Source organism: Streptomyces sp. B15, assembly GCF_018070605.1.
GTDB lineage: Bacteria > Actinomycetota > Actinomycetes > Streptomycetales > Streptomycetaceae > Streptomyces > Streptomyces smyrnaeus.
The window spans coordinates 1-20,219 of sequence record NZ_JAGPXJ010000019.1 but is presented as its reverse complement, the minus strand read 5'-3'; the positions used below and the strand labels follow the sequence as shown (position 1 = coordinate 20,219).

At 70.8% G+C, this 20,219-nt stretch carries 16 protein-coding genes and 1 tRNA gene; 12 read left to right on the top strand and 5 right to left on the bottom strand.

Annotated elements, in window-relative coordinates:
• Positions 1 to 85 precede the first annotated feature (85 nt).
• From purS to purM, 6 genes are all read left to right on the top strand, one after another.
• Positions 86 to 394 (top strand): phosphoribosylformylglycinamidine synthase subunit PurS, encoded by a 309-nt coding sequence (purS, locus tag KBY19_RS11620; RefSeq protein WP_099883107.1) that lies wholly within the window; start codon positions 86 to 88, stop codon positions 392 to 394.
• A complete protein-coding gene (purQ, locus tag KBY19_RS11615) occupies positions 391 to 1,074 on the top strand; it encodes a phosphoribosylformylglycinamidine synthase subunit PurQ (protein ID WP_210955950.1) in 684 nt (227 codons plus the stop codon). Before purS ends, purQ begins: the two co-directional genes overlap by 4 nt.
• A complete protein-coding gene (gene purL / locus KBY19_RS11610; RefSeq protein ID WP_210965709.1) occupies positions 1,071 to 3,329 on the top strand; it encodes a phosphoribosylformylglycinamidine synthase subunit PurL in 2,259 nt (752 codons plus the stop codon). The genes purQ and purL overlap by 4 nt, the downstream gene beginning before the upstream one ends.
• An 86-nt stretch (positions 3,330 to 3,415) precedes the next feature.
• Positions 3,416 to 4,246 carry a maleylpyruvate isomerase family mycothiol-dependent enzyme gene (locus tag KBY19_RS11605; protein WP_099883113.1) on the top strand — a complete coding sequence of 277 codons (831 nt, stop codon included), beginning with the start codon at positions 3,416 to 3,418 and terminating at the stop codon, positions 4,244 to 4,246.
• 54 nt (positions 4,247 to 4,300) lie between these two features.
• On the top strand, positions 4,301 to 5,851 hold the full coding sequence (gene purF / locus KBY19_RS11600) for an amidophosphoribosyltransferase (RefSeq protein ID WP_099883115.1): 1,551 nt from the start codon (positions 4,301 to 4,303) through the stop codon (positions 5,849 to 5,851).
• 157 nt (positions 5,852 to 6,008) lie between these two features.
• A complete protein-coding gene (gene purM, locus KBY19_RS11595; RefSeq protein WP_099883117.1) occupies positions 6,009 to 7,079 on the top strand; it encodes a phosphoribosylformylglycinamidine cyclo-ligase in 1,071 nt (356 codons plus the stop codon).
• A 258-nt stretch (positions 7,080 to 7,337) separates the two neighbouring features.
• Here the strand turns inward: purM and KBY19_RS11590 are convergent, their stop codons facing one another.
• Together KBY19_RS11590 and KBY19_RS11585 are read right to left on the bottom strand one after the other, a co-directional pair.
• On the bottom strand, positions 7,338 to 7,598 hold the full coding sequence (locus tag KBY19_RS11590; RefSeq protein ID WP_099883119.1) for a DUF3073 domain-containing protein: 261 nt from the start codon (positions 7,596 to 7,598) through the stop codon (positions 7,338 to 7,340).
• 282 nt (positions 7,599 to 7,880) lie between these two features.
• Positions 7,881 to 9,005 carry a Glu/Leu/Phe/Val dehydrogenase dimerization domain-containing protein gene (locus KBY19_RS11585; protein WP_099883121.1) on the bottom strand — a complete coding sequence of 375 codons (1,125 nt, stop codon included), beginning with the start codon at positions 9,003 to 9,005 and terminating at the stop codon, positions 7,881 to 7,883.
• A 200-nt stretch (positions 9,006 to 9,205) separates the two neighbouring features.
• Between KBY19_RS11585 and KBY19_RS11580 the strand changes: the two genes are divergently transcribed.
• Positions 9,206 to 10,081: a hypothetical protein gene (locus KBY19_RS11580; RefSeq protein ID WP_099883123.1), complete on the top strand. Its 876-nt coding sequence runs from the start codon at positions 9,206 to 9,208 to the stop codon at positions 10,079 to 10,081.
• Positions 10,082 to 10,616: 535 nt separating this feature from the next.
• Positions 10,617 to 10,823, top strand: coding sequence for a developmental transcriptional regulator BldC (gene bldC, locus KBY19_RS11575; protein ID WP_003949541.1), 207 nt, complete (start codon positions 10,617 to 10,619; stop codon positions 10,821 to 10,823).
• A gap of 491 nt (positions 10,824 to 11,314) precedes the next feature.
• Here the strand turns inward: bldC and KBY19_RS11570 are convergent, their stop codons facing one another.
• The 3 genes from KBY19_RS11570 to hrpA form a co-directional block, all read right to left on the bottom strand.
• Complete coding sequence (locus KBY19_RS11570) at positions 11,315 to 11,470, bottom strand: DUF6274 family protein (RefSeq protein ID WP_210965708.1); 156 nt, start codon at positions 11,468 to 11,470, stop codon at positions 11,315 to 11,317.
• Between the two features lie 230 nt (positions 11,471 to 11,700).
• A tRNA-Asp gene (locus KBY19_RS11565) sits at positions 11,701 to 11,775 on the bottom strand.
• Between the two features lie 89 nt (positions 11,776 to 11,864).
• Positions 11,865 to 15,938 (bottom strand): ATP-dependent RNA helicase HrpA, encoded by a 4,074-nt coding sequence (gene hrpA, locus KBY19_RS11560; RefSeq protein WP_210965707.1) that lies wholly within the window; start codon positions 15,936 to 15,938, stop codon positions 11,865 to 11,867.
• A gap of 116 nt (positions 15,939 to 16,054) precedes the next feature.
• Here hrpA and KBY19_RS11555 point away from each other — a divergent pair, with 116 nt between their 5' ends.
• The 4 genes from KBY19_RS11555 to KBY19_RS11540 all read left to right on the top strand — a co-directional run.
• Positions 16,055 to 16,711, top strand: a complete 657-nt coding sequence (locus KBY19_RS11555) for an ElyC/SanA/YdcF family protein (RefSeq protein ID WP_307842451.1) — start codon at positions 16,055 to 16,057, stop codon at positions 16,709 to 16,711.
• 67 nt (positions 16,712 to 16,778) lie between these two features.
• A complete protein-coding gene (locus KBY19_RS11550) occupies positions 16,779 to 18,890 on the top strand; it encodes a tetratricopeptide repeat protein (protein WP_210965706.1) in 2,112 nt (703 codons plus the stop codon).
• A gap of 36 nt (positions 18,891 to 18,926) precedes the next feature.
• Entirely contained in the window at positions 18,927 to 19,373 is a 447-nt protein-coding gene (locus KBY19_RS11545) for a hypothetical protein (RefSeq protein ID WP_185017708.1), read from the top strand.
• Positions 19,374 to 19,447: 74 nt separating this feature from the next.
• Positions 19,448 to 20,219, top strand: a 772-nt coding sequence (locus KBY19_RS11540) for a thioredoxin domain-containing protein (protein WP_210965705.1), incomplete at its 3' end; no start/stop codon positions are given.

Here is a 20,219-nt window from a genome sequence, read left to right as displayed (position 1 = left end):
AACACAGTACACATATCAACGCGCGTAGATTCTGATGCCGGGTACGCTGGCCAGCGCAGCGCCCCGCTAAGCACTAGGAGTACCTGTGGCTCGCGTCGTCGTCGACGTCATGCTGAAGCCGGAGATCCTCGACCCCCAGGGACAGGCGGTGCAGCGCGCACTGCCCCGCCTGGGTTTCGAGGGTGTCTCCGATGTCCGCCAGGGCAAGCGCTTCGAACTCGAAGTGGAGGGCCCCGTGGACGGGGACGCCCTCGCCCGCATACACGAACTCGCCGAGACCTTTCTGGCCAACACCGTGATCGAGGACTTCACCGTCCGCGTCCAGGATGCGGACGGCAACGAACGTCCCGTCGAGGCGGGCACGGATGCCGCGTCCGAGGGAGCAGTGGCGTGACCACCCGTATCGGCGTCGTCACTTTTCCCGGTTCCCTGGACGACAGCGACGCGCGCCGCGCCATCCGTATCGCGGGTGGAGAAGCCGTCGCCCTCTGGCACCGCGACAAGGACCTGCACAAGCAGCAGGTCGACGCGATCGTGCTGCCGGGTGGATTCTCCTACGGCGACTATCTGCGGTGCGGCGCAATTGCCCGGTTCTCGCCCATCATGGAGTCGGTCGTCGAACAGGCGAAGGCCGGAATGCCGGTGCTCGGCATCTGCAACGGTTTCCAGGTCCTGTGCGAAACCCATCTGCTGCCCGGTGCGTTGACCCGCAACGATCATCTGCACTTCGTCTGCCGCGACCAGCGGCTCCGCGTGGAGAACGCCACGACCGCCTGGACCTCGGACTACGCCGACGGCCAGGAGATCGTCGTCCCGCTCAAGAACGGTGAGGGCGGCTACGTCGCCGACGAGCGCACCCTGGACGAGCTGGAGGGGGAGGGCCGCGTCGTCTTCCGCTACCTCGACGGCAACCCCAACGGGTCGCGCCGCGACATCGCCGGAATCACCAACGAGGCCGGGAACGTGGTCGGCCTCATGCCGCATCCCGAGCACGCCGTGGAGGCCCTGACCGGGCCGACGACCGACGGGCTCGGATTCTTCACCTCGGCCCTGAAGAAGCTGGTCGCCTCATGAGTCCCCAGAGCCACAGCCACACCCTCGACACCGTCAAGCACGCCGAACAGACCCCTGAGACCGAACTGCCCTGGAAGGAGCTCGGCCTCAAGGAGGACGAGTACGCCCGGGTCAGGGAGATCCTCGGCCGCCGTCCCACCGGCGCCGAGCTGGCCATGTACTCCGTGATGTGGTCCGAGCACTGCTCCTACAAGAGCAGCAAGGTGCATCTGCGGCAGTTCGGCGAGAAGGCCCCGACCGAGGGCCCCGGCGCAGAGGCGATGCTCGTCGGTATCGGTGAGCAGGCCGGCGTCGTGGACGTCGGCCAGGGCTACGCGGTCACCTTCAAGGTCGAGTCGCACAACCACCCCTCGTACGTCGAGCCGTACCAGGGCGCCGCCACCGGCATCGGCGGCATCGTCCGCGACATCATCGCCATGGGCGCCCGTCCCGTCGCCGTCATGGACCCGCTGCGGTTCGGCGCGGCCGACCACCCCGACACCAAGCGGGTACTGCCGGGCGTCGTCGCCGGTATCGGTGGCTACGGCAACTGCCTGGGTCTGCCCAACATCGGCGGCGAGGTCGTCTTCGACCCCTGCTACCAGGGAAACCCACTGGTCAACGCGTTGTGCGTGGGGGTGATGAAGCACGAGGACATCCACCTGGCCAAGGCCGCGGGCACCGGCAACAAGGTCATCCTCTACGGCGCCCGGACGGGCGGCGACGGAATCGGCGGCGCCTCCATCCTGGCGTCCGAGACCTTCGACGCTGCATCCGATGGTGGCTCCGCCACGGGGAAGCCCGCCAAGCGCCCCGCCGTCCAGGTGGGTGACCCCTTCCAGGAGAAGCTGCTCATCGAGTGCACTCTGGAGGCCTTCCACGCGGACCTGGTCGTCGGCATCCAGGACCTGGGCGCGGCGGGTCTGTCCTGCGCCACCAGCGAGCTGGCCTCCAACGGCTCGGGCGGGATGCAGGTCGAGCTGGACACCGTGCCGCTGCGCGACTCCTCGCTCTCCCCCGAGGAGATCCTGATGAGCGAGTCGCAGGAACGGATGTGCGCGGTCGTCGAGCCGGAGAAGGTCGACCGCTTCCTGGAGATCTGCGAGAAGTGGGAGGTCACCGCCACCGTCGTCGGTGAGGTCACCGACGGCGACCGGCTGGAGATCTTCTGGCACGGCGAGAAGATCGTCGACGTCGACCCCCGTACGGTCGCGCACGAGGGCCCCGTCTACGAGCGGCCCTACGCGCGCCCCGACTGGCAGGACGCGCTCCAGGCGGACGACCCGGCGAAGCTGTCCCGCCCCGCGAACGGCGAGGAGATGCGGGCGGCGGCTCTCGCGCTGGTCTCCTCCCCCAACCAGGCCGCCAAGTCCTGGATCACCGACCAGTACGACCGCTACGTCCTCGGGGACACCGTTCTCGCGCAGCCCGAGGACAGCGGCATGATCCGGATCGACGCCGAGACGGGGCTGGGCGTCGCCGTCGCCACCGACGGCAACGGGCGCTACGCCAAGCTCGACCCGTACGAGGGAGCCCGCCTGGCGCTCGCGGAGTCGTACCGCAACGTCGCCGCCACCGGCGCACGCCCCCTGGCCGTCACCGACTGCCTCAACTTCGGCTCCCCCGAGGACCCGGCCGCCATGTGGCAGTTCGCCGAGGCGTGCCGGGGGCTGGCCGACGCCTGCAAGGAGCTGGGCACCCCGGTCACCGGCGGCAATGTGTCGCTCTACAACCAGACCGGCGAGGCCGCCATCCACCCGACCCCGGTGGTCGGCGTGCTCGGCGTCATCGACGACGTCACCCGGCGCACCCCGATGGCGTTCCGTGACGAGGGCCGGCTGATCTACCTCCTCGGCGAGACCCGGGAGGAGTTCGGCGGCTCGGCCTGGTCCCAGGTCGCCCACGGCCACCTGGGCGGCCGGCCGCCCCAGGTCGATCTGGAGCGGGAGCGGCTGCTCGCGGAGATCCTCATCTCCGCGTCCCGCGACGGCATGGCCGACGCGGCGCACGACGTCTCCGACGGCGGTGTCGTCCAGGCCCTGGCCGAGTCCTGCCTCAAGGGCGGCAAGGGCGCCCGCATCGTCGTACCCGACGGGCTCGACCCCTTCGTCTTCCTCTTCTCGGAGTCGCAGGGCCGGGCGCTGGTGGCCATCCCGCGCGCGGCGCGGATCGGTGTGGTGGACGGCGAAGCGCTGGAGATCCAGGGTCAGTTCACCCTGCCGCTGGACGAGCTGCGCCGGGAGCACGAGGCCACGCTCCCGGGGCTCTTCGGCTGACGCACGCGCCCCTGCCCGCCCCGGAAGGAGGCGGGCAGGGGCTTTCTCCCTCTCGTTCCCGGGCGGGACGGGCTAATCTCACGCGTATGCCGCCTGCTCGACGCGCCACCACCCCCTCTGGAAGAGACCGGCGTACCTACGACCCGACCCGCATCCGCACCGCGCTCATCAACCAGGTCGAGGCCGTGGCCGACGCCGCGCACCGCCTCACGCCCGAGCAGCTCGCCCTCCCCTCCGGGCTGCCCGGATGGGACGTGCACCATCTGCTCGTCCACATCGCGGGGCAGATCGACGCGGTGCCCCACTTCCTGGCCAGTCCGGAGACGGAGGTGACCAGCAGGGCGCCGCAGGTCTCCCTGTCCCGCTGGGCCGTCTCGACCGCCACCCTCGCCGAGGAACTGGACGCGGACACCCGCCAGGACGCGGCGGCCTCCCCCGAGGGGGCGGCCCGTATCGACCGGGCCGTCGCCGATCTGGAGCCGGTCATCGAGTCGGCCGTCCGCGAGGACCTGCTGATCCCGCACGCCTTCGGCCCGATGCGGATGCTGGACTTCACCGTGACCCGGCTGGTCGAGCTGGTGGTGCACAGCGACGACCTGGCGCGCGCCACGGGCCTGCGGGTGGCGCTGGACCGGCAGGCGACGGCCGCCACCGTCCGGCTGCTGGCCGACGCCCTGGCCGCCAAGGCGCCCGGCGCCTCGGTCGAGGTGCGCATCCCGCCGTTCGCCGTCGTGCAGGCGGTCGAGGGCCCGCGGCACACCCGCGGCACGCCGCCGAACGTGGTCGAGGCCGACCCGCTGACCTGGATCCGGCTGGCCACCGGCCGTACGACCTGGGCCGCAGCCCTGGGTACCCCGCATCTGACAGCCAGTGGCGGCCGCGCCGATCTCTCGGCGGTCCTCCCCGTACTGGGCTGAAGGTCACAGGTCCCCGGTTCGGCGGAGCCGGTTGCTGGCCGTAGACTCGAAGACGTGCCACGTGGTGACGGAAAGCTCAGCCACGACCTCCTCCCCGGTGAGAAGGGCCCCCAGGACGCTTGCGGCGTCTTCGGGGTCTGGGCGCCGGGGGAAGAGGTCGCGAAGCTCACGTATTTCGGCCTGTACGCCCTGCAACACCGCGGTCAGGAGTCCGCGGGCATCGCAGTGAGCAACGGTTCCCAGATCCTGGTCTTCAAGGACATGGGCCTGGTCTCACAGGTCTTCGACGAAACCTCCCTCGGATCCCTGCGCGGCCACATCGCCGTGGGTCACGCGCGCTACTCGACGACAGGCGCCTCGGTCTGGGAGAACGCCCAGCCCACCTTCCGCGCAACCGCTCACGGCTCCATCGCCCTGGGCCACAACGGCAATCTGGTCAACACGGTGCAGCTCGCGGAGCTGGTCGCCGAGCAGGCCGAAGCCCCGGGCGGCCGGGCCACCCAGGTGGCTGCCACCAACGACACCGACCTGGTCACGGCCCTGCTCGCGGGCCAGACCGACGAGGACGGCAAGCCGCTGACCGTCGAGGAGGCGGCGCCGCGGGTGCTGCCCCAGGTCCGAGGCGCGTTCTCGATGGTCTTCATGGACGAGGACACGCTCTACGCGGCCCGCGACCCGCAGGGCGTCCGCCCGCTGGTCCTCGGCCGGCTGGAGCGCGGCTGGGTCGTCGCCAGCGAGACCTCGGCGCTGGACATCGTCGGCGCCAGCTTCATCCGGGAGATCGAGCCGGGTGAACTCGTCGCCATCGACGAGGACGGGTTGCGCAGCCAGCGGTTCGCCGAAGCAAAGCCGAAGGGCTGTGTCTTCGAGTACGTCTATCTCGCGCGTCCCGACACCGACATCGCGGGCCGGAACGTGTACCTCTCCCGGGTGGAGATGGGCCGCAAGCTGGCCGCCGAGGCCCCCGCCGAGGCCGACCTGGTGATAGCGACGCCCGAGTCCGGCACCCCCGCCGCGATCGGCTACGCCGAGGCCAGCGGCATCCCCTACGGCTCGGGCCTGGTCAAGAACAGCTATGTGGGCCGGACCTTCATCCAGCCCTCGCAGACCATCCGCCAGCTCGGTATCCGGCTCAAGCTCAATCCGCTCAAGGAAGTCATCCGGGGCAAGCGGCTGGTCGTGGTGGACGACTCGATCGTCCGCGGCAACACGCAGCGCGCGCTGGTGCGGATGCTGCGCGAGGCCGGAGCCGCCGAGGTGCATGTGCGGATCTCCTCGCCGCCGATCAAATGGCCGTGCTTCTTCGGTATCGACTTCGCCACCCGCGCCGAGCTGATCGCCAACGGGCTGTCGACCGACGAGATCGGCAAGTCGCTGGGGGCCGACTCGCTCGCCTACATCTCCATCGACGGAATGATCGAGGCGACGACGATCCCCAAGGACCAGCTGTGCCGGGCCTGCTTCGACGGGCAGTACCCGATGGAGCTGCCCGACCCCGAGCTGCTGGGCAAGCACCTCCTCGAAACCGAGGTGGAGTCCGACGTGGACGGCGTCAACAGGCTGGCCTCCGGTGTCGGCGCCGCCGACGCACTGAAGCGCCCCTAGCGCCTGCCGCCCCGTCCCCGCCCTCGCGGGGGCGCCGCCGCCTCTTCGGCCTGGCGGCCGTCCGGGCTCCCGCCACCTCCCTCCCCACCTCCGGCTCCACGGAAGGGGAGGGCGGGGCGCCCTCCTCCTTCCCGCAGACACGAGAGACGACGTACCGATGACCAACAGCAGCGAAGGCGTCAGCTATGCCGCCGCCGGCGTCGACATCGAGGCCGGCGACCGTGCCGTGACGCTCATGAAGGAGTGGGTCGCCAAGACCCAGCGGCCGGAGTCGATCGGTGCCCTCGGCGGCTTCGCGGGTCTCTTCGACGCCTCCCGTCTGAAGAGCTACGCCCGCCCCCTGCTGGCCTCGGCCACCGACGGGGTCGGCACCAAGGTCGCCATCGCGCAGCGCATGGACGTGCACGACACGATCGGCCACGACCTGGTCGCGATGGTGGTGGACGATCTGGTCGTCTGCGGCGCCGAGCCGCTGTTCATGACGGACTACATCTGCGTGGGCAAGGTCGTCCCCGAGCGCGTGGCGCACATCGTCAAGGGCATCGCCGAGGGCTGCGTCCTGGCGGGCTGCTCGCTGGTGGGCGGGGAGACGGCGGAGCACCCGGGGCTGCTGGGCCCGGACGAGTACGACGTGGCGGGGGCCGGTACCGGTGTCGTCGAGGCCGACGCCGTTCTCGGCCCCGATCGCATCCGTACGGGTGATGCGGTGGTCGCGATGGCGTCCTCCGGGCTTCACTCGAACGGGTACTCGCTGGTGCGGCACGTGGTGTTCGACCACGCCGGCTGGGCCCTGGACCGGCACGTGCCCGAGTTCGGCCGCACCTTGGGCGAGGAGCTGCTGGAGCCGACGAAGATCTACTCGCTGGACTGCCTGGAGCTGGCCCGGACCACCGAGGTGCACGCGTTCTCGCACATCACGGGTGGCGGGCTGGCCAGCAACCTGGCGCGGGTCGTCCCCGAGGAGCTGCACGCGACCGTGGACCGCTCGACCTGGCGGCCCGGACCGGTGTTCGAGGTGGTCGCCGAAGCGGGCAAGGTGGCGCGCGCCGAACTGGAGAAGACGCTGAACATGGGCGTCGGCATGGTCGCTGTCGTACCGCGGGAGTCGGTGGACGGCACGCTGGCGATCCTCGCCGACCGGGGCGTGGACGCCTGGGTGGCCGGCGAGATCACCGAGCGCGGGGAGCGCGGCGAAGCGGTCACGCTCACGGGTGACTATGCGCGGTGATCGGCTGACGGCGGATCTCCCGCGGCTGCGGGCGGGCAGCACACCGCCCGGGCACCGGCTGCTGTCGGCCGCCGTGCCCGTACGTACCGTGAGTCGCCCACGTGGCAACGCGCCACATCGGCGGCCCCGCGGCTGCGGATGGTTCCCGTACGGCACGGCGCGCGGCGCGCTCGCCCCGTGGACTCGCGCCTCATGGACCCGCAGCGCGCGCCAGAACCCGGCCCGGCGGTTGCCGGACCGGGTCAGTACGGGCGAACGTCAGGCGCCGCGGCGCTTCGACTGGGGGTCCGACGACCCGGGCGCGCCCGCGTCGTCCTCACCTTCGTCGTTGTACAGATCCGCGTACCGTGCGTACGGGTCGTCCTGCTCATCGTCCTCGAAGCGTTCGCCGTTCGGCGACTCGTTCGATGTCGATGCGCCCAGCTCCTCGGCCAGGCGCGATAGGTCCGTCCCGCCAGTGTTGTACTTCAGCTGGCGGGCGACCTTCGTCTGCTTGGCCTTGGCCCGGCCGCGCCCCATGGCTCGACCCCCTCAACGACGGGGCTCGACGGCCCCAGAGTCTTGACACGCGTTCATAGTTCAGAGCGGCCTCTCGACCGAGAGACCGGTACTCAGGGCTTCAACGGTACCTGCTTCCGCCGCCGTACGGTACGTCGCCCGCACGACACGGCCGCCGTCCGACGCGCCCGTCGACCCTTCTCGTGCTGGTCAGTGGCGATTTTACCTTCCTGTAGCTGAGAGACCCGCCGCGGGGTGGTGAGACCACTGTCACGGTGGCCCCGCGCGGGGCGAGCCGGCCGCTCATCGGCCCATGCGCTGCTCGGCGAGTCGGTCGGCGGCGGCCGCAGGAGGCACGCCGTCCGCTTCCGCCCGCTCGAAGATGGCCACCGTGGTGTCGAAGATCTTCTCCGCCTTTGCTTTCGCACGTGCGAAGTCGAAACCGTGGAGTTCGTCCGCGACCTGGATCACGCCGCCCGCGTTCACCACGTAGTCGGGCGCGTACAGGATGCCGCGCTCGGCCAGGTCCTTCTCCACACCCGGGTGCGCCAGCTGGTTGTTGGCCGCGCCGCACACCGCCTTGGCCGTGAGCACCGGGACGCTCTCGTCGTTCAGCGCGCCGCCGAGCGCGCACGGTGCGTACAGATCCAGCCCCTCGGTCCTGATCAGCGTCTCGGTGTCGGCCACGGCCGTCAGCTCGGCGCCCGGGTGCGCGTCCAACACGGCACGTACCGAGGCTTCCCGCACATCCGTGACGACGACCCGCGCGCCGTCCTCCAGCAGGTGCGCGACCAGGTGCTTGCCGACCTTGCCGACGCCCGCGATGCCCACCAGCCGGCCGCGCAGCGTGGGAGCGCCCCACAGCCGCTGCGCGCCGGCCCGCATGCCCTGGAAGACACCGAAGGCGGTCAGCACGGAGGAGTCACCCGCGCCGCCGTGCTCCGGCGAGCGACCCGTCGTCCAGCGGCACTCCTGGGCCACCACGTCCATGTCCCGCACATAGGTGCCCACGTCGCAGGCGGTCACGTAGCGGCCGCCCAGGGAGGCGACGAAGCGGCCGTAGGCGCGCAGCAGGGCTTCGGTCTTGATCTGCTCGGGGTCGCCGATGATCACGGCCTTGCCGCCGCCGTGGTCGAGCCCGGCCAGCGCGTTCTTGTACGACATCCCGCGTGCGAGGTTCAGCGCGTCGAGCACCGCTGCCTGCTCCGGGTCGGCCGAGCCGGTGTACGCGTGGAAGCGGGTGCCGCCCAGCGCGGGGCCGAGCGCGGTGGAGTGCAGCGCGATGACGGCCTTCAGGCCGCTGGGCCGGTCCTGGCAGAGCACGACCTGCTCGTGGCCGCCCTGCTCGGAGCGGAAGAGGGTACTGACGACCGGGTCCCCGGCGGGGAGACCGGCGGGAACGCTTGCAGAAGGTGATACCTCGATCACGGTAGTGACTCCTGGAATCGCGTCGTAGCCCTCGGCGGACACGCCGCTTGTGGCAGTCGAAGCCCGGGAGGGCCGGTCGCCAAGCAGCGTACGACCTACGCGTCGCGGGCACGTTGCGGTCCCACGATCGGGGTAGTCAACTGTCTTCCAGGCTCGCTCATGAGACCGGTTCGTGGAGGCGTGAGGCTTGGAGGCAATGCGTGGCTGAGAAAGCGTCGGTCGTCGTCCCGTACGCGGCGTATCTGCGGGTCTACGAACCGTTGGCGGCCTTCCCCGAGCCGGAGCGCTCGCACTGGATCGCATATGCGAAGGAGGAGCGCTTCCCCACCGCGCAGGACGAAATCCGCCGCGCCCTGGCCGACTTGGTGCCGGTGCCCCCCGTGGTGGTGCCGGTGCGGGAGAGCGCCGAGGCGTTCGTGACGGAGGTGGACGGCGTGACGTGCGTCTGTCCCTGGCGCACCCGGCTGCGCAGTTGGCAGGCGCTCACCGCGCTCACCCAGGCCGCGGCCGACAACGAAATCGCCCTGCCCCAGCCGGTGCTGGACGCCGCGCTGCCGCCCGTCGTGCGCCGGCAGGCCGCGTCCGACTACGAGCGGTGGCGCGAGCGCAACCCCGACGCCCGTCCCTGGATCCGCACGGCGCTGTGGCATGTGCCCGTGCGCTGGTTCGTTCTCTTCGAGGATGAAGAAAGGGAGTTTGCGAAGCCGGAATCGGGTCAGGAGAGCGGTCAGCAGTTCGTTTTCCGCTACCGCACGCCCATGGTCCAGGCGAGGCGTCGCCTCGCCCGCGGCCTGAAGGTGCTCCGCGAGGAGCTGGAAGAGGGGCCGCTCGTCGAGGGACTGATCGATGTGGGCCGCTGGCTGGAGGAATTCCACCCGCGCTCCCTGGTCGAGCTGGACTACGGCGGGCTGGCTCACGCCATCCCCGAGGAGCAGCTGGCGGGCGACCACTCCGCCGCCGATGTGGCGGAGGGCCTCCAGGCCCTCCGCACGGGCGACGGTGAGCGTGCCGGAGCGGCGTACGAGCGGCTGACAGCGCGCTGGAGGGCGGTTCGCCAGCTTCAGTACGCGAGCTAGGCCCCATCCCTGCCGTACGGCGGGGACGGCTGTCACGCGACCCCCGCCCCGGGGGTACCTCCCGGCCGAAGGCTGGGGGAGGGGCGGGAGTGGGACCTACGTCCCGAACCGGGTGTTTGCCTCAAGCGTGATGGATTGCACTTAAACGGGTCTTGCTCTCAGAGCTACCCCTCGTGTCAAAATAGGACAAGGAGTCCGCACGGGGCTCCTTCCGTCCAACTATGGGCGGATAGATCGGTATTGCGCTCCTTGGTGGGTCTGATGACCCCTCCTCCCACTGTGACTGATCGTTACAGCGGGATGACTGTCCGCTATGGGACGGTCCATCGGCTTCCGCCGAGGTTGAACACCTGAGAGGGCAATTCCATCGGTTTGGCCGACGTGGCTGGACAGATGGTGTAGTTGTAGTGCCGAGGACAAGCCGTTCGTCCTATAACCGACTCGGCTCGCGTCCGCCATATCGGGCAACGCGGGTCAAGGTGCAGAATTTAGAGGAAAGAACCGTGATGGTTCGGTTCTCCCGAGGAGGCCGCTCATGACCGCTCGCACCCCTGATGCCGAGCCGCTGTTGACCCCGGCTGAGGTTGCCACGATGTTCCGTGTGGACCCCAAGACGGTCACGCGCTGGGCAAAGGCGGGCAAGCTCACGTCCATCCGCACGCTCGGAGGACACCGCCGCTACCGCGAGGCGGAGGTTCGCGCCCTGCTGGCGGGCATCCCGCAGCAGCGCAGCGAAGCCTGATCAGACTCTCTGAGCAGGCACAACAGCACCATACAGAGGCGTTTCCGGGGCCCCCACCCCATCGATCCGCCTGCTGCGCACCACACGGCCAGGTCGCTGCCCCAACAGTGCTTGTCCGTTGATCGCGCTGGACTCCGCCGGGTCCAGCGCGATCTTTTTTGTGCCCGCGCGGTGCCGGGCCGACGTCTTCGCGCCCGTGCCCTCTTGTGTTCGCCCGGCTTCGCCACCGTGCCACGCGGTGTCGTGAACCGCTGTGCGAGGGGCACGTGCGGCCTGGGCGGCGGGGTCGGTGAGCGCGCCTGAGCGGTTCTGGGCGCGGTTGTGGGATCGGTCGACCGAGGAGTGCAATTGCACATATTAAATTGAGGCCTTCTGAGGGGCCCTCAAGTTCCCCGTCGGTACGGGACGATTGCGTGACACCCGTCACATAAGGGGGATCTTGTGGCGATCGGCGTCGGTGCGGTAATGCGCCAACGGCCGGGCCTCGTCCGTCACTTGTTCTGCCGGGGCACCATCGCCAGTCGCAGCAGGCGATGACACAGCGGGCAGTGCCGCGTCGCATGGTGCCGGCGCCCCGCGACGGCGAGGTGTCCCCGCAGAAGCGCCCTGGCCTCGCTGCGCGCCGCGTCGACGGGCTCCCTCGCCATGCGCCACCCCCTCCCTGCCCAGGACTACCCCGGGACCCCCGGGGCGTCAAACCCTTGAGGGTCCACGAACGGGCCGGCCGATCCGCCGCGGAGGGAAGGAAGAGGTCGCAGCAGGGGCATGGCGACGCGGTCGAAGAGGGGCTCCTCGCCGGGCGAAGGGCGACCCGGCGACCCCGTACCGGCGCAGCAGAAAGGCCCGCGAGTCGGAACTCACGGGCCTTTCGACGGTGCGGTCCTGACGGGATTTGAACCCGCGGCCTCCACCTTGACAGGGTGGCGAGCACTCCAAGCTGCTCCACAGGACCTCGCGAGATGGAACTCTACAGCAGGTCAGGGGCTCGGAGCGAACTCACCCTGAGCGACGGGTCGCTCACCCACCGCGCGGGCCGGAGCCTCAGGGCGCGGCGGCGTCCACCGCTTTCACGATCCGTTTGTCGGAGACGGGGTACGCGGTGCCCAGCGCGTGGGCGAAGTAGCTGACCCGCAGCTCTTCGATCATCCATCGGATGTCCCGCGCGGCCTGCGGCACCGGCCGTCCGGGCGGGAACTGTTCGAGTAGCCACAGGTACTCGTCCCGCATCTCGTGCACCTTGGCCATCCGCGTCCGGTCCCGCTCCACGTTGTGCGGGAGCTGCTGGAGGCGCCGGTCCGCGGCGACGAGGTAGCGCATCAGGTCCGGCAGCCGTCCGGCGCCGTGCTCGGTCACGAACCCCGGCTTGATGAGCTCTGCGAGCTGCTGCCGTACGTCGGCGACGGAGTCGGCCAGCACCGGGCTGGTGGTCGCCCGCAGCCGGCCCTCGCACGAGTGCCAGGCGGCCAGAACCTCCCGCACTTGGCGCACCGTCCGCAGCGTGGCCTCCACCAGGTCGGCCCGTACGGCGTCGAACAGCTTGCGGAAGGCCTCCTCCTCCCAGACGGGCCCGCCACGGGCGGCCACCAGTTGGTCGACCGTCGCTGCGACGCAGTCCTCGAAGAGGGCCTGCACGCTGCCGTGCGGCGACCGTGCGAGGGCCAGCTTCTGCTGGTTGTCCAACTTCGACTGGGCGAACTTCGCGGGGTCGGAGGGGACGTTGAGCAGGAGGAGGCGCCGGGTACCGCGCCACATGGCGGCTCGCTGCTCCACCTCGGTGTCGTACAGCCGCACGGCCACCGAGTCGCCCTCGTCCACCAGCGCCGGGTAGGCCTTCACCGGCTGGCCGGCACGCCGGGTCTCGAAGGTGCGGGGCAGCGAGCCGATCGTCCAGCTGGTCAGCCCCGTGCGCTGAAGGGAGGGCGGGGGACCGCCGGCCGTCTCCCGCGGCGGCGTACCCTCCGAGGCCGCCTTGCGGGCCTTGTCGCGGGACGCCCGCGCCGACGAGTCGAACGCCTTGGAGATCGCCGTGCGGGTCTGCGACTTGAGCTGGAGCTGGAGCGCTTCGATGTCCTTGCTCTCGGCGAGCTTGCGACGCCGCTCGTCGGTCACCCGGAAGGTGATCTTCAAATGGTCCGGGACCTTCGCCCAGTCGAAGTCCTGGGCCGCCACCGGGACTCCGACCATCCGCTTCAGCTCCCGCGCCAGCGTGTACGTCAACGGCTCGGGCCGCGCCTGGGGCTGCTGCGGCCGCGTACGGCGCAGAAACTCCTTGGCGTGGTTCGGCGCGGGGACGTAGTGCCGGCGGATCGCCTTGGGCAGGGACCGGATCAGCTCGGTGACCAGGTCCTCGCGCAGACCCGGGATCTGCCAGTCGAAGCCCTCGGCGGTCACCTGGTTGAGCACCTGGAGCGGGACGTGCACGGTGACGCCGTCCGCGTCCGTACCGGGCTCGAACTGATAGGTCACCGGCAGCGCGAGGCCGCCCTGCCGCCACACGTCGGGATAGTCCGTGGCGGAGATCTCCTCGGCCCGGTCGCTGATGAGCATCGACTTCTCGAAGTTCAGCAGGTCGGGCTCTTCGCGACGCTTCTTCTTCCACCAGGAGTCGAAATGCGCCCCGGAGACGACATGTTCGGGCACCCGCTGGTCGTAGAAGTCGTACAGCGTCTCGTCGTCGACCAGGATGTCGCGGCGCCGGGCGCGGTGCTCCAGCTCCTCGACCTCGTCCAGCAGCTTGCGGTTGTCCCGGAAGAACTGGTGGTGGGTGCGCCAGTCACCCTCCACCAGCGCGTTGCGGATGAACAGATCGCGGGAGGTCTCCGGATCGATCCGGCCGTAGTTGACCTTCCGCTGGGCGACGATCGGCACGCCGTAGAGCGTCACCCGCTCGTACGCCACCACCGCCGCCTGCTTCTGCTCCCAGTGCGGTTCGCTGTACGTCCGCTTGACCAGGTGCTGCGCCAGCGGCTCGATCCACTCCGGCTCGATCTTCGCGTTGACCCGCGCCCACAGCCGGGAGGTCTCCACCAGCTCCGCCGACATCACCCAGCGCGGCGGCTTCTTGAACAGCGCCGAGCCCGGGAAGATCGCGAACTTGGCGCTGCGCGCGCCCAGATACTCGTTCTTCTCGGTGTCCTTGAGCCCCACGTGCGACAGCAGCCCCGCCAGCAGCGACTGGTGAACGGCGTCGGGGGCCGCCTCCTGGCCGTCCTGGTCGCCGTGCCGGTCACCCAGCTGGATCTTCATCGTCCTGGCGACCTGGCGCAGCTGGCTGTAGATGTCCTGCCACTCGCGTATCCGCAGATAGTTGAGGAACTCCGCCTTGCACATCCGGCGGAAGGCGGACGACGACAACTCGCGCTGCTGCTCGCGTACGTAGCGCCACAGGTTGAGGAACGCCAGGAAGTCGCTGCTCTCCTCCTTGAAGCGGGCGTGGTGCTGATCGGCCTGCTGCTGCTTGTCCGACGGACGCTCACGCGGGTCCTGGATGGAGAGCGCGGCCGCGATCACCATCACCTCGTGCACACAGCCGTTCCGGTCCGCCTCCAGCACCATCCGCGCCAGCCGCGGGTCGACGGGCAGCTGGGCGAGACGGCGGCCCAGCTGGGTCAGCTTCCGCGTCTTGCTCTCCAGCGCGCCGAGCTCCTCCAGCAGCTGTACGCCTGCCTTGATGCTGCGGTGGTCCGGCGGGTCGATGAACGGGAACTTCTCGATGTCCCCCAGACCGGCGGCCGTCATCTGCAGGATGACGGAGGCCAGGTTCGTGCGCAGGATCTCCGGATCGGTGAACTCGGGCCGGGCGAGGAAGTCCTCCTCCGAGTACAGCCGGATGCAGATGCCGTCCGAGGTTCGGCCCGAGCGGCCCTTGCGCTGGTTGGCGCTCGCCTGGCTGATCCGCTCGATCGGCAGCCGCTGCACCTTGGTGCGGTGGCTGTAGCGCGAGATACGGGCCGTACCCGGATCGATGACGTATTTGATGCCCGGGACGGTCAGCGACGTCTCCGCCACATTGGTGGCCAGCACGATGCGGCGGCCCGTGTGGGGCTGGAAGACCCGGTGCTGCTCGGCGTTGGACAGCCGCGCGTAGAGGGGGAGTACTTCGACGGGGCCGCCGGGGCCGCCGGGGCGTGGCCCTTTGCCCTCGCGGGTGAACTTCTTCTCCAACGCGTCCGCCGTGTCCCTGATCTCCCGCTCCCCGGAGAGGAACACCAGAACGTCGCCCGGCCCCTCGGCCTGCAGCTCGTCCACCGCGTCGCAGATGGCGGAGACCTGGTCCCGGTCGGACGCCGCGCTCTCGTCGTCGTCCCCGCTCTCCTCCAGCGGCCGGTAGCGGACCTCCACCGGATACGTCCGTCCGCTGACCTCCACGATCGGCGCGTCCCCGAAGTGCCGGGAGAACCGCTCCGGGTCGATCGTCGCCGAGGTGATGATCACCTTCAGATCGGGGCGCCTGGGCAGCAGCTGCGCGAGATAGCCGAGCAGGAAGTCGATGTTCAGGGACCGCTCGTGCGCCTCGTCGATGATGATCGTGTCGTACTGGCGCAGCTCACGGTCCTGCTGGATCTCCGCCAGCAGGATGCCGTCGGTCATCAGCTTGACCAGCGTGTGGTCCTTCACCTGATCGGTGAAGCGCACCTTCCAGCCGACCACCTCGCCCAGCTGGGAGCCCAGCTCCTCCGCCACCCGCTCGGCGACCGTGCGCGCCGCGATCCGGCGGGGCTGGGTGTGACCGATCACACCCTGGATGCCGCGGCCCAGCTCCATGCAGATCTTCGGGATCTGCGTCGTCTTTCCGGAGCCCGTCTCGCCCGCGACGATCACCACCTGGTGATCGCGGACGGCCCTCAGGATCGCGTCCTTCTTCTGGCTGACGGGCAGCTGCTGGGGATACGTGATCGGCGGAAGCGCTTCGCGGCGGGCGGCCACGCGCAGCTCGGAGGCGTCCATCGCCGCGGAGATCTCCGCGAGGACAGCCGTACGGGCCTCCCCCTTGCGAATCTTCCGCGCCCCCGCGAGACGGCGGGCCAGCCGGTGCTGGTCGCCGAGCATGAGGTGCGGGATGCGCTCTGTCAGCTCCTGGGGGGAGGGGGCGGGGGTCTGGGTGGAAGTCGACATACCACGCCAAGGATCGCACCCGCGGGGAGCCAGTGGCGAACGGTTTGCAACCGGGGGCGCGGCTTCCGCGTCGCTGTACGCAACGAAACCGGGCGGGGGACACGGGGGGACAGGGCGTGGGAGGCAGTGCGACGGCGCGCCGCAGACGGTGGGTGCAGGGCGCGGTGCTCGCCTGCGTACTGGCGCTGCTGCCGGCCACGTGGTTGCGGCTGTCGACCGACAGCCGGGTCCGCGAGGACGTCGCCTCGGCCCCCGAGGCCCCGACGGCCCTGGTGTTCGGCGCGGGCCTGTGGAACGGAGAGCCCTCCCCCTATCTGGCCCACCGCCTCGATGCCGCGGCGCGGCTCTACCGCGCCGGGAAGGTCCGGGTGGTGCTGGTCTCGGGCGACAACAGCCGGCGCGACTACGACGAGCCCGGCGCCATGCGCGCCTACCTCACCGAGCGCGGCGTACCGCCCTCCCGCGTCGTCGCCGACCACGCGGGCTTCGACACCTGGGACTCGTGCACCCGCGCGGCCCGCGTCTTCGGAGTGCGCCGGGCGCTGCTGGTGAGCCAGGACTACCACGTGCGCCGCGCGCTCGCGCTGTGCCGGGCGGCGGGTATCGACTCGTACGGCATCCCGGTGCGCGAGCCACGGGACGCCACCTGGTACGCGGGCGGGCTGCGTGAGCTGCCGGGCGCGGTGAAGGCGGCCTACGACGCCGCGTTCACCCCCGACCCGCGTTTCCTCGGCCCCCGCGAACCCGGCGTCCGGCGCGCCCTGGCGGAGTGAGGGAAGCACCGCCGCCACCACAACCACCGCCACCAGTTGTTCAAACCGCGAGAAAGCGACACCAGCAATGACATCAACGGGGACCAGCACCGACGGCTCGGGCGGGTTCGAGCGCTCCGCCGAGGAGCGCACGTACCGCGCCGCCGCCGAGGAGGGGGACGCGGCGGACAAGCGGGTGTACGGCGAGTACCTCGTCGGCCGAGGACGCGTCGACGACGCCGTTCGCTGGTTGGAGGAGGCGGCCGAGGGCGGTGACGCGCAGGCCGCACGGCTGCGTGCCGTCACCGCGAAGGACCGGGGCCAGTTCACGGTGGCCGCACACTGGTACCGGACGGCGGCCGAGCGGGACGGCGACTGCTCGTTCGGGCTCGCCGAGCTGCTGCTGGAGCGGCTGGACGACCCGGAGGGCGCCGCCGAGTGGTACGCGAAGGGCGCCGGACTCGGCAGCGTCGAGTGCCGCACCAACGGCGCGCTGCTCATGCTGCGCCAGGGCCGTACCAGCGAGGCCAGGGCGCAGCTGGAGCAGGCGGCGCTCCACGACCACATCGCCGAACAGATCGAGGACCGGCTGGTCGAGCTGGCCGACCGGATCGAGCACTACCGGGACCGGATCACCGAGCTCGCCGCACTGTGCGCGCTGCCGCCCGAGGAGCGCCCGGCAGACCTCGACGAGCAGGTCGACGAGTTCCTGGAGGACGGTGACGAGAGGTACGAGCCCTTCGGTGAACTGCACAAGGAACCGGAGTGGTTCACTTCCTACCCGTCCTTCCTCCCCGATGTGGAGAAGGCGTACGAGGAGGCGCAGGCGCTCGGCGATCCGCGCACCGACCGCTGTCACGGGCTCCTGTACTACAACCTCGACCGGTACCAGGACGCGTGCCGGGTGCTGGAGGACGGGTTGCGCAGGCACCCGGACTCCCGGACGCTGGCCCGCACCCTCAGCGCCGTACACCTGCAGTACGGCGAGCTGGAGAAGTACGAGGCCTCGCTGCTGCCCGGGGCCGAGGCCGGCGACCGCCTCCAGCAGCGGCGGCTCGGCGACCACTACCGCGACCAGTGGCGACTGGCCGAGGCCCGCCGCTGGCTGGAGGCCGCCGAGGCCGGCACCGAGGGCGACGACCACGACGACGATTCCGTCGCCGCCTCCCTCGCCGAGCTCGCCGAGGCCGAGCAGGCCACCGCCCCGGCGCTCGACGCCCAGACGGAGTCCCGGTTGCCCGCGCTCCGCGCCGCCGCCGCGGCCGGTGACCCGGCCGCCGACCTCGAACTCGGCCGCCTGATGCAGACGCTGTGCCGCTACCCCGAGGCCGTACGGCACTACAAGCGCGCTGCCGCCGACCCCGGCACCCCGCACGCCCCGGCCGCCTCGTACGCGCTCGGCCGCATGCTGTACGAGGAGTGCGGCGCCCACGAGAAGGCAGTCGTCCCGCTGTACCTGCCCGCGGCCAAGGAGGGCGACCTGGACGCGATCGAAGGACTGGGCGCGCTGTACGTACGGCTGGACGAGCCGGTCAGGGCGGAACCGTGGCTGCGCAAGGCGGCCCGGTTCGGCCGGCCCGACGCCGCGAGCTGGGTCGGCAACCGGGTCGGTGACGACTACGGCGACATGGAGGAGGCCGTCCGCTGGTGGATGCGCGCCGCGAAGGCCGGGAGGGCCTGGTACGGCTGGCGCGCCGGTATGCAGCTCGTGCGGTGGAAGCGGTACCAGGAGGCGGAGGGGCTGTTGCGGCTCGCGTGGACAGGCCGCGAGAAGAAGGACCCGCTGCACGAGGCCGCGTACTGGCTGGCGCGAGCGCTGCACGGGCAGGGGCGGGCCGCTGAGGCGGTGGAGTGGATGCGTACCGCACGGGACGTCCACCACATAGTCCGGCGCGGCTACAGCGGCTTCATGCTGACCACACTCTTCGACCCGTCGATGGAGCTGGCGAAGCTGCTGGTCGAGGAAGTCGCGACGCCGGAGGCGTACGAGGAGGCCGAGACACTGCTCGCCCCCGTGCTGGAGCGCTCCCCGCAGCACCGCACCGCCCGGCATCTGCTGGCACGCGTCGCCGAGCAGCGTGGCGACCTGGATGCCGCGCGCGACCACCTCGAACAGTCGTACGCCCCCGAGGGGGAGGAGGCCGGGCCGCTGCTGACCGCGCAGCAGGTGACGGAGGCCCTGCGGCGCGTGCTGGGGTGAAGCGAGCCGGTGGCTGTGCCCCGTTAGGGTGGCGGCATGCACGGTGGTGAGCAGGTACGAGGGACCCGGCGGGCCGCCGCCGTCCTCGTGGCGGTGCTGCTCGCGCTGAGCGCCGCCGTGCACCTCGCGGGCGCGTCGTCGGCGCCGTCCGCGCCGTCCGCTTCCACTGCCGCCACCGCGGCTACTGAGGCCACTGTGGCTACTGAGGCCACCGCGGCCTCCGGGGTGCAGCCCACCGCTTCCGCGACCGTGTCCGCCGACGACTCGGGGCCCTCGCGCTGCCACAAGTCGCAGGACGGCGGCGGTGCGCTTCCGGCCGTGCCCGCCTCCGGCCAGCAGCAACTGCTGCCCCTGGCGCTCCCGGTCTGTCTGACGCCGCAGTCGCACAGCGCGATCGGTGCGGCGCACGCCGGACGGCCCCTTCGCGGTCCAGCCCCGATACCTCCTCCCACCCCTGTCGAACTCTCCGTCCTGCGCGTGTAGCGGCGCCCGCCGACGCGGCTTCGCGTCGGCGTCCGGCTGTCGCCTTCCACCTCCGCAGAACAGGAGACGTTCGCATGCCGTCGAACAAGTCCACCGCGCCCTCCTCGTCCCCCTCGTCCCCCTCGTCCCCCTCGTCCCCCTCGTCCTCCTCCCGCCCCCGCCCCCGCAAGGGCGTGGTCATCGGCGCCCTCGTCGCCGTGGCCGCGCTGCTGGCGGGCTGGCTCTCGCAGTACGCCGTCGGCGGCAACTCCGCCGGGGGCGGGAGCGGCGCCGGCTCGGGCAACGCCACCGTCGAGGACCGCTCCGAGGACACCGCCGCCGGCAACCCGGCGCTGCTGAAGCTCGCCCGCCGCACCGCCGACGACCCGTTCGCGCGCGGCGACAAGGACGCGCCTGTCGTGATGATCGAGTACGCCGACTTCGGCTGCTCCTTCTGCGGCAAGTTCGCGCGGGACACCGAGCCGAAGCTGGTGCGCAAGTACGTCGAGAAGGGCCTGCTGCGCATCGAGTGGCGCAACTTCCCGGTCTTCGGCAAGGGCTCGGAGCGCGCCGCGCTCGCCGGGTACGCGGCCGGACAGCAGGGGCGCTTCTGGCAGTTCTACGACGCCGTCTACGCCGACAAGGACCACGAGAAGGGCTCCTTCACCACCGACCGGCTGCACGAACTCGCCGAGCAGGCGGGAGTGAAGGACCTGGACCGCTTCGACCGCGACCGGACGAGCGAAGCCGCCAGGAAGCTGCTGGACAAGGACCGCACCGAGGCCTACGGGCTGGGCGCCGCCGCCACCCCGGCCTTCCTCGTCAACGGGCAGCCGATCGCGGGCGCCCAGCCCGACAAGGTGTTCA

What these genes read in the sequence shown, in the direction of transcription:
- purL (WP_210965709.1), top strand. Translation starts at nt 1,071, where the DNA reads ATGAGTCCCCAGAGCCACAGCCACACCCTCGACACCGTCAAGCACGCC.
- KBY19_RS11605 (WP_099883113.1), top strand. Translation starts at nt 3,416, where the DNA reads ATGCCGCCTGCTCGACGCGCCACCACCCCCTCTGGAAGAGACCGGCGT.
- purM (WP_099883117.1), top strand. Translation starts at nt 6,009, where the DNA reads ATGACCAACAGCAGCGAAGGCGTCAGCTATGCCGCCGCCGGCGTCGAC.
- KBY19_RS11590 (WP_099883119.1), bottom strand. Translation starts at nt 7,598, where the DNA reads ATGGGGCGCGGCCGGGCCAAGGCCAAGCAGACGAAGGTCGCCCGCCAG.
- bldC (WP_003949541.1), top strand. Translation starts at nt 10,617, where the DNA reads ATGACCGCTCGCACCCCTGATGCCGAGCCGCTGTTGACCCCGGCTGAG.
- KBY19_RS11570 (WP_210965708.1), bottom strand. Translation starts at nt 11,470, where the DNA reads ATGGCGAGGGAGCCCGTCGACGCGGCGCGCAGCGAGGCCAGGGCGCTT.
- hrpA (WP_210965707.1), bottom strand. Translation starts at nt 15,938, where the DNA reads ATGTCGACTTCCACCCAGACCCCCGCCCCCTCCCCCCAGGAGCTGACA.
- KBY19_RS11550 (WP_210965706.1), top strand. Translation starts at nt 16,779, where the DNA reads ATGACATCAACGGGGACCAGCACCGACGGCTCGGGCGGGTTCGAGCGC.
- KBY19_RS11545 (WP_185017708.1), top strand. Translation starts at nt 18,927, where the DNA reads ATGCACGGTGGTGAGCAGGTACGAGGGACCCGGCGGGCCGCCGCCGTC.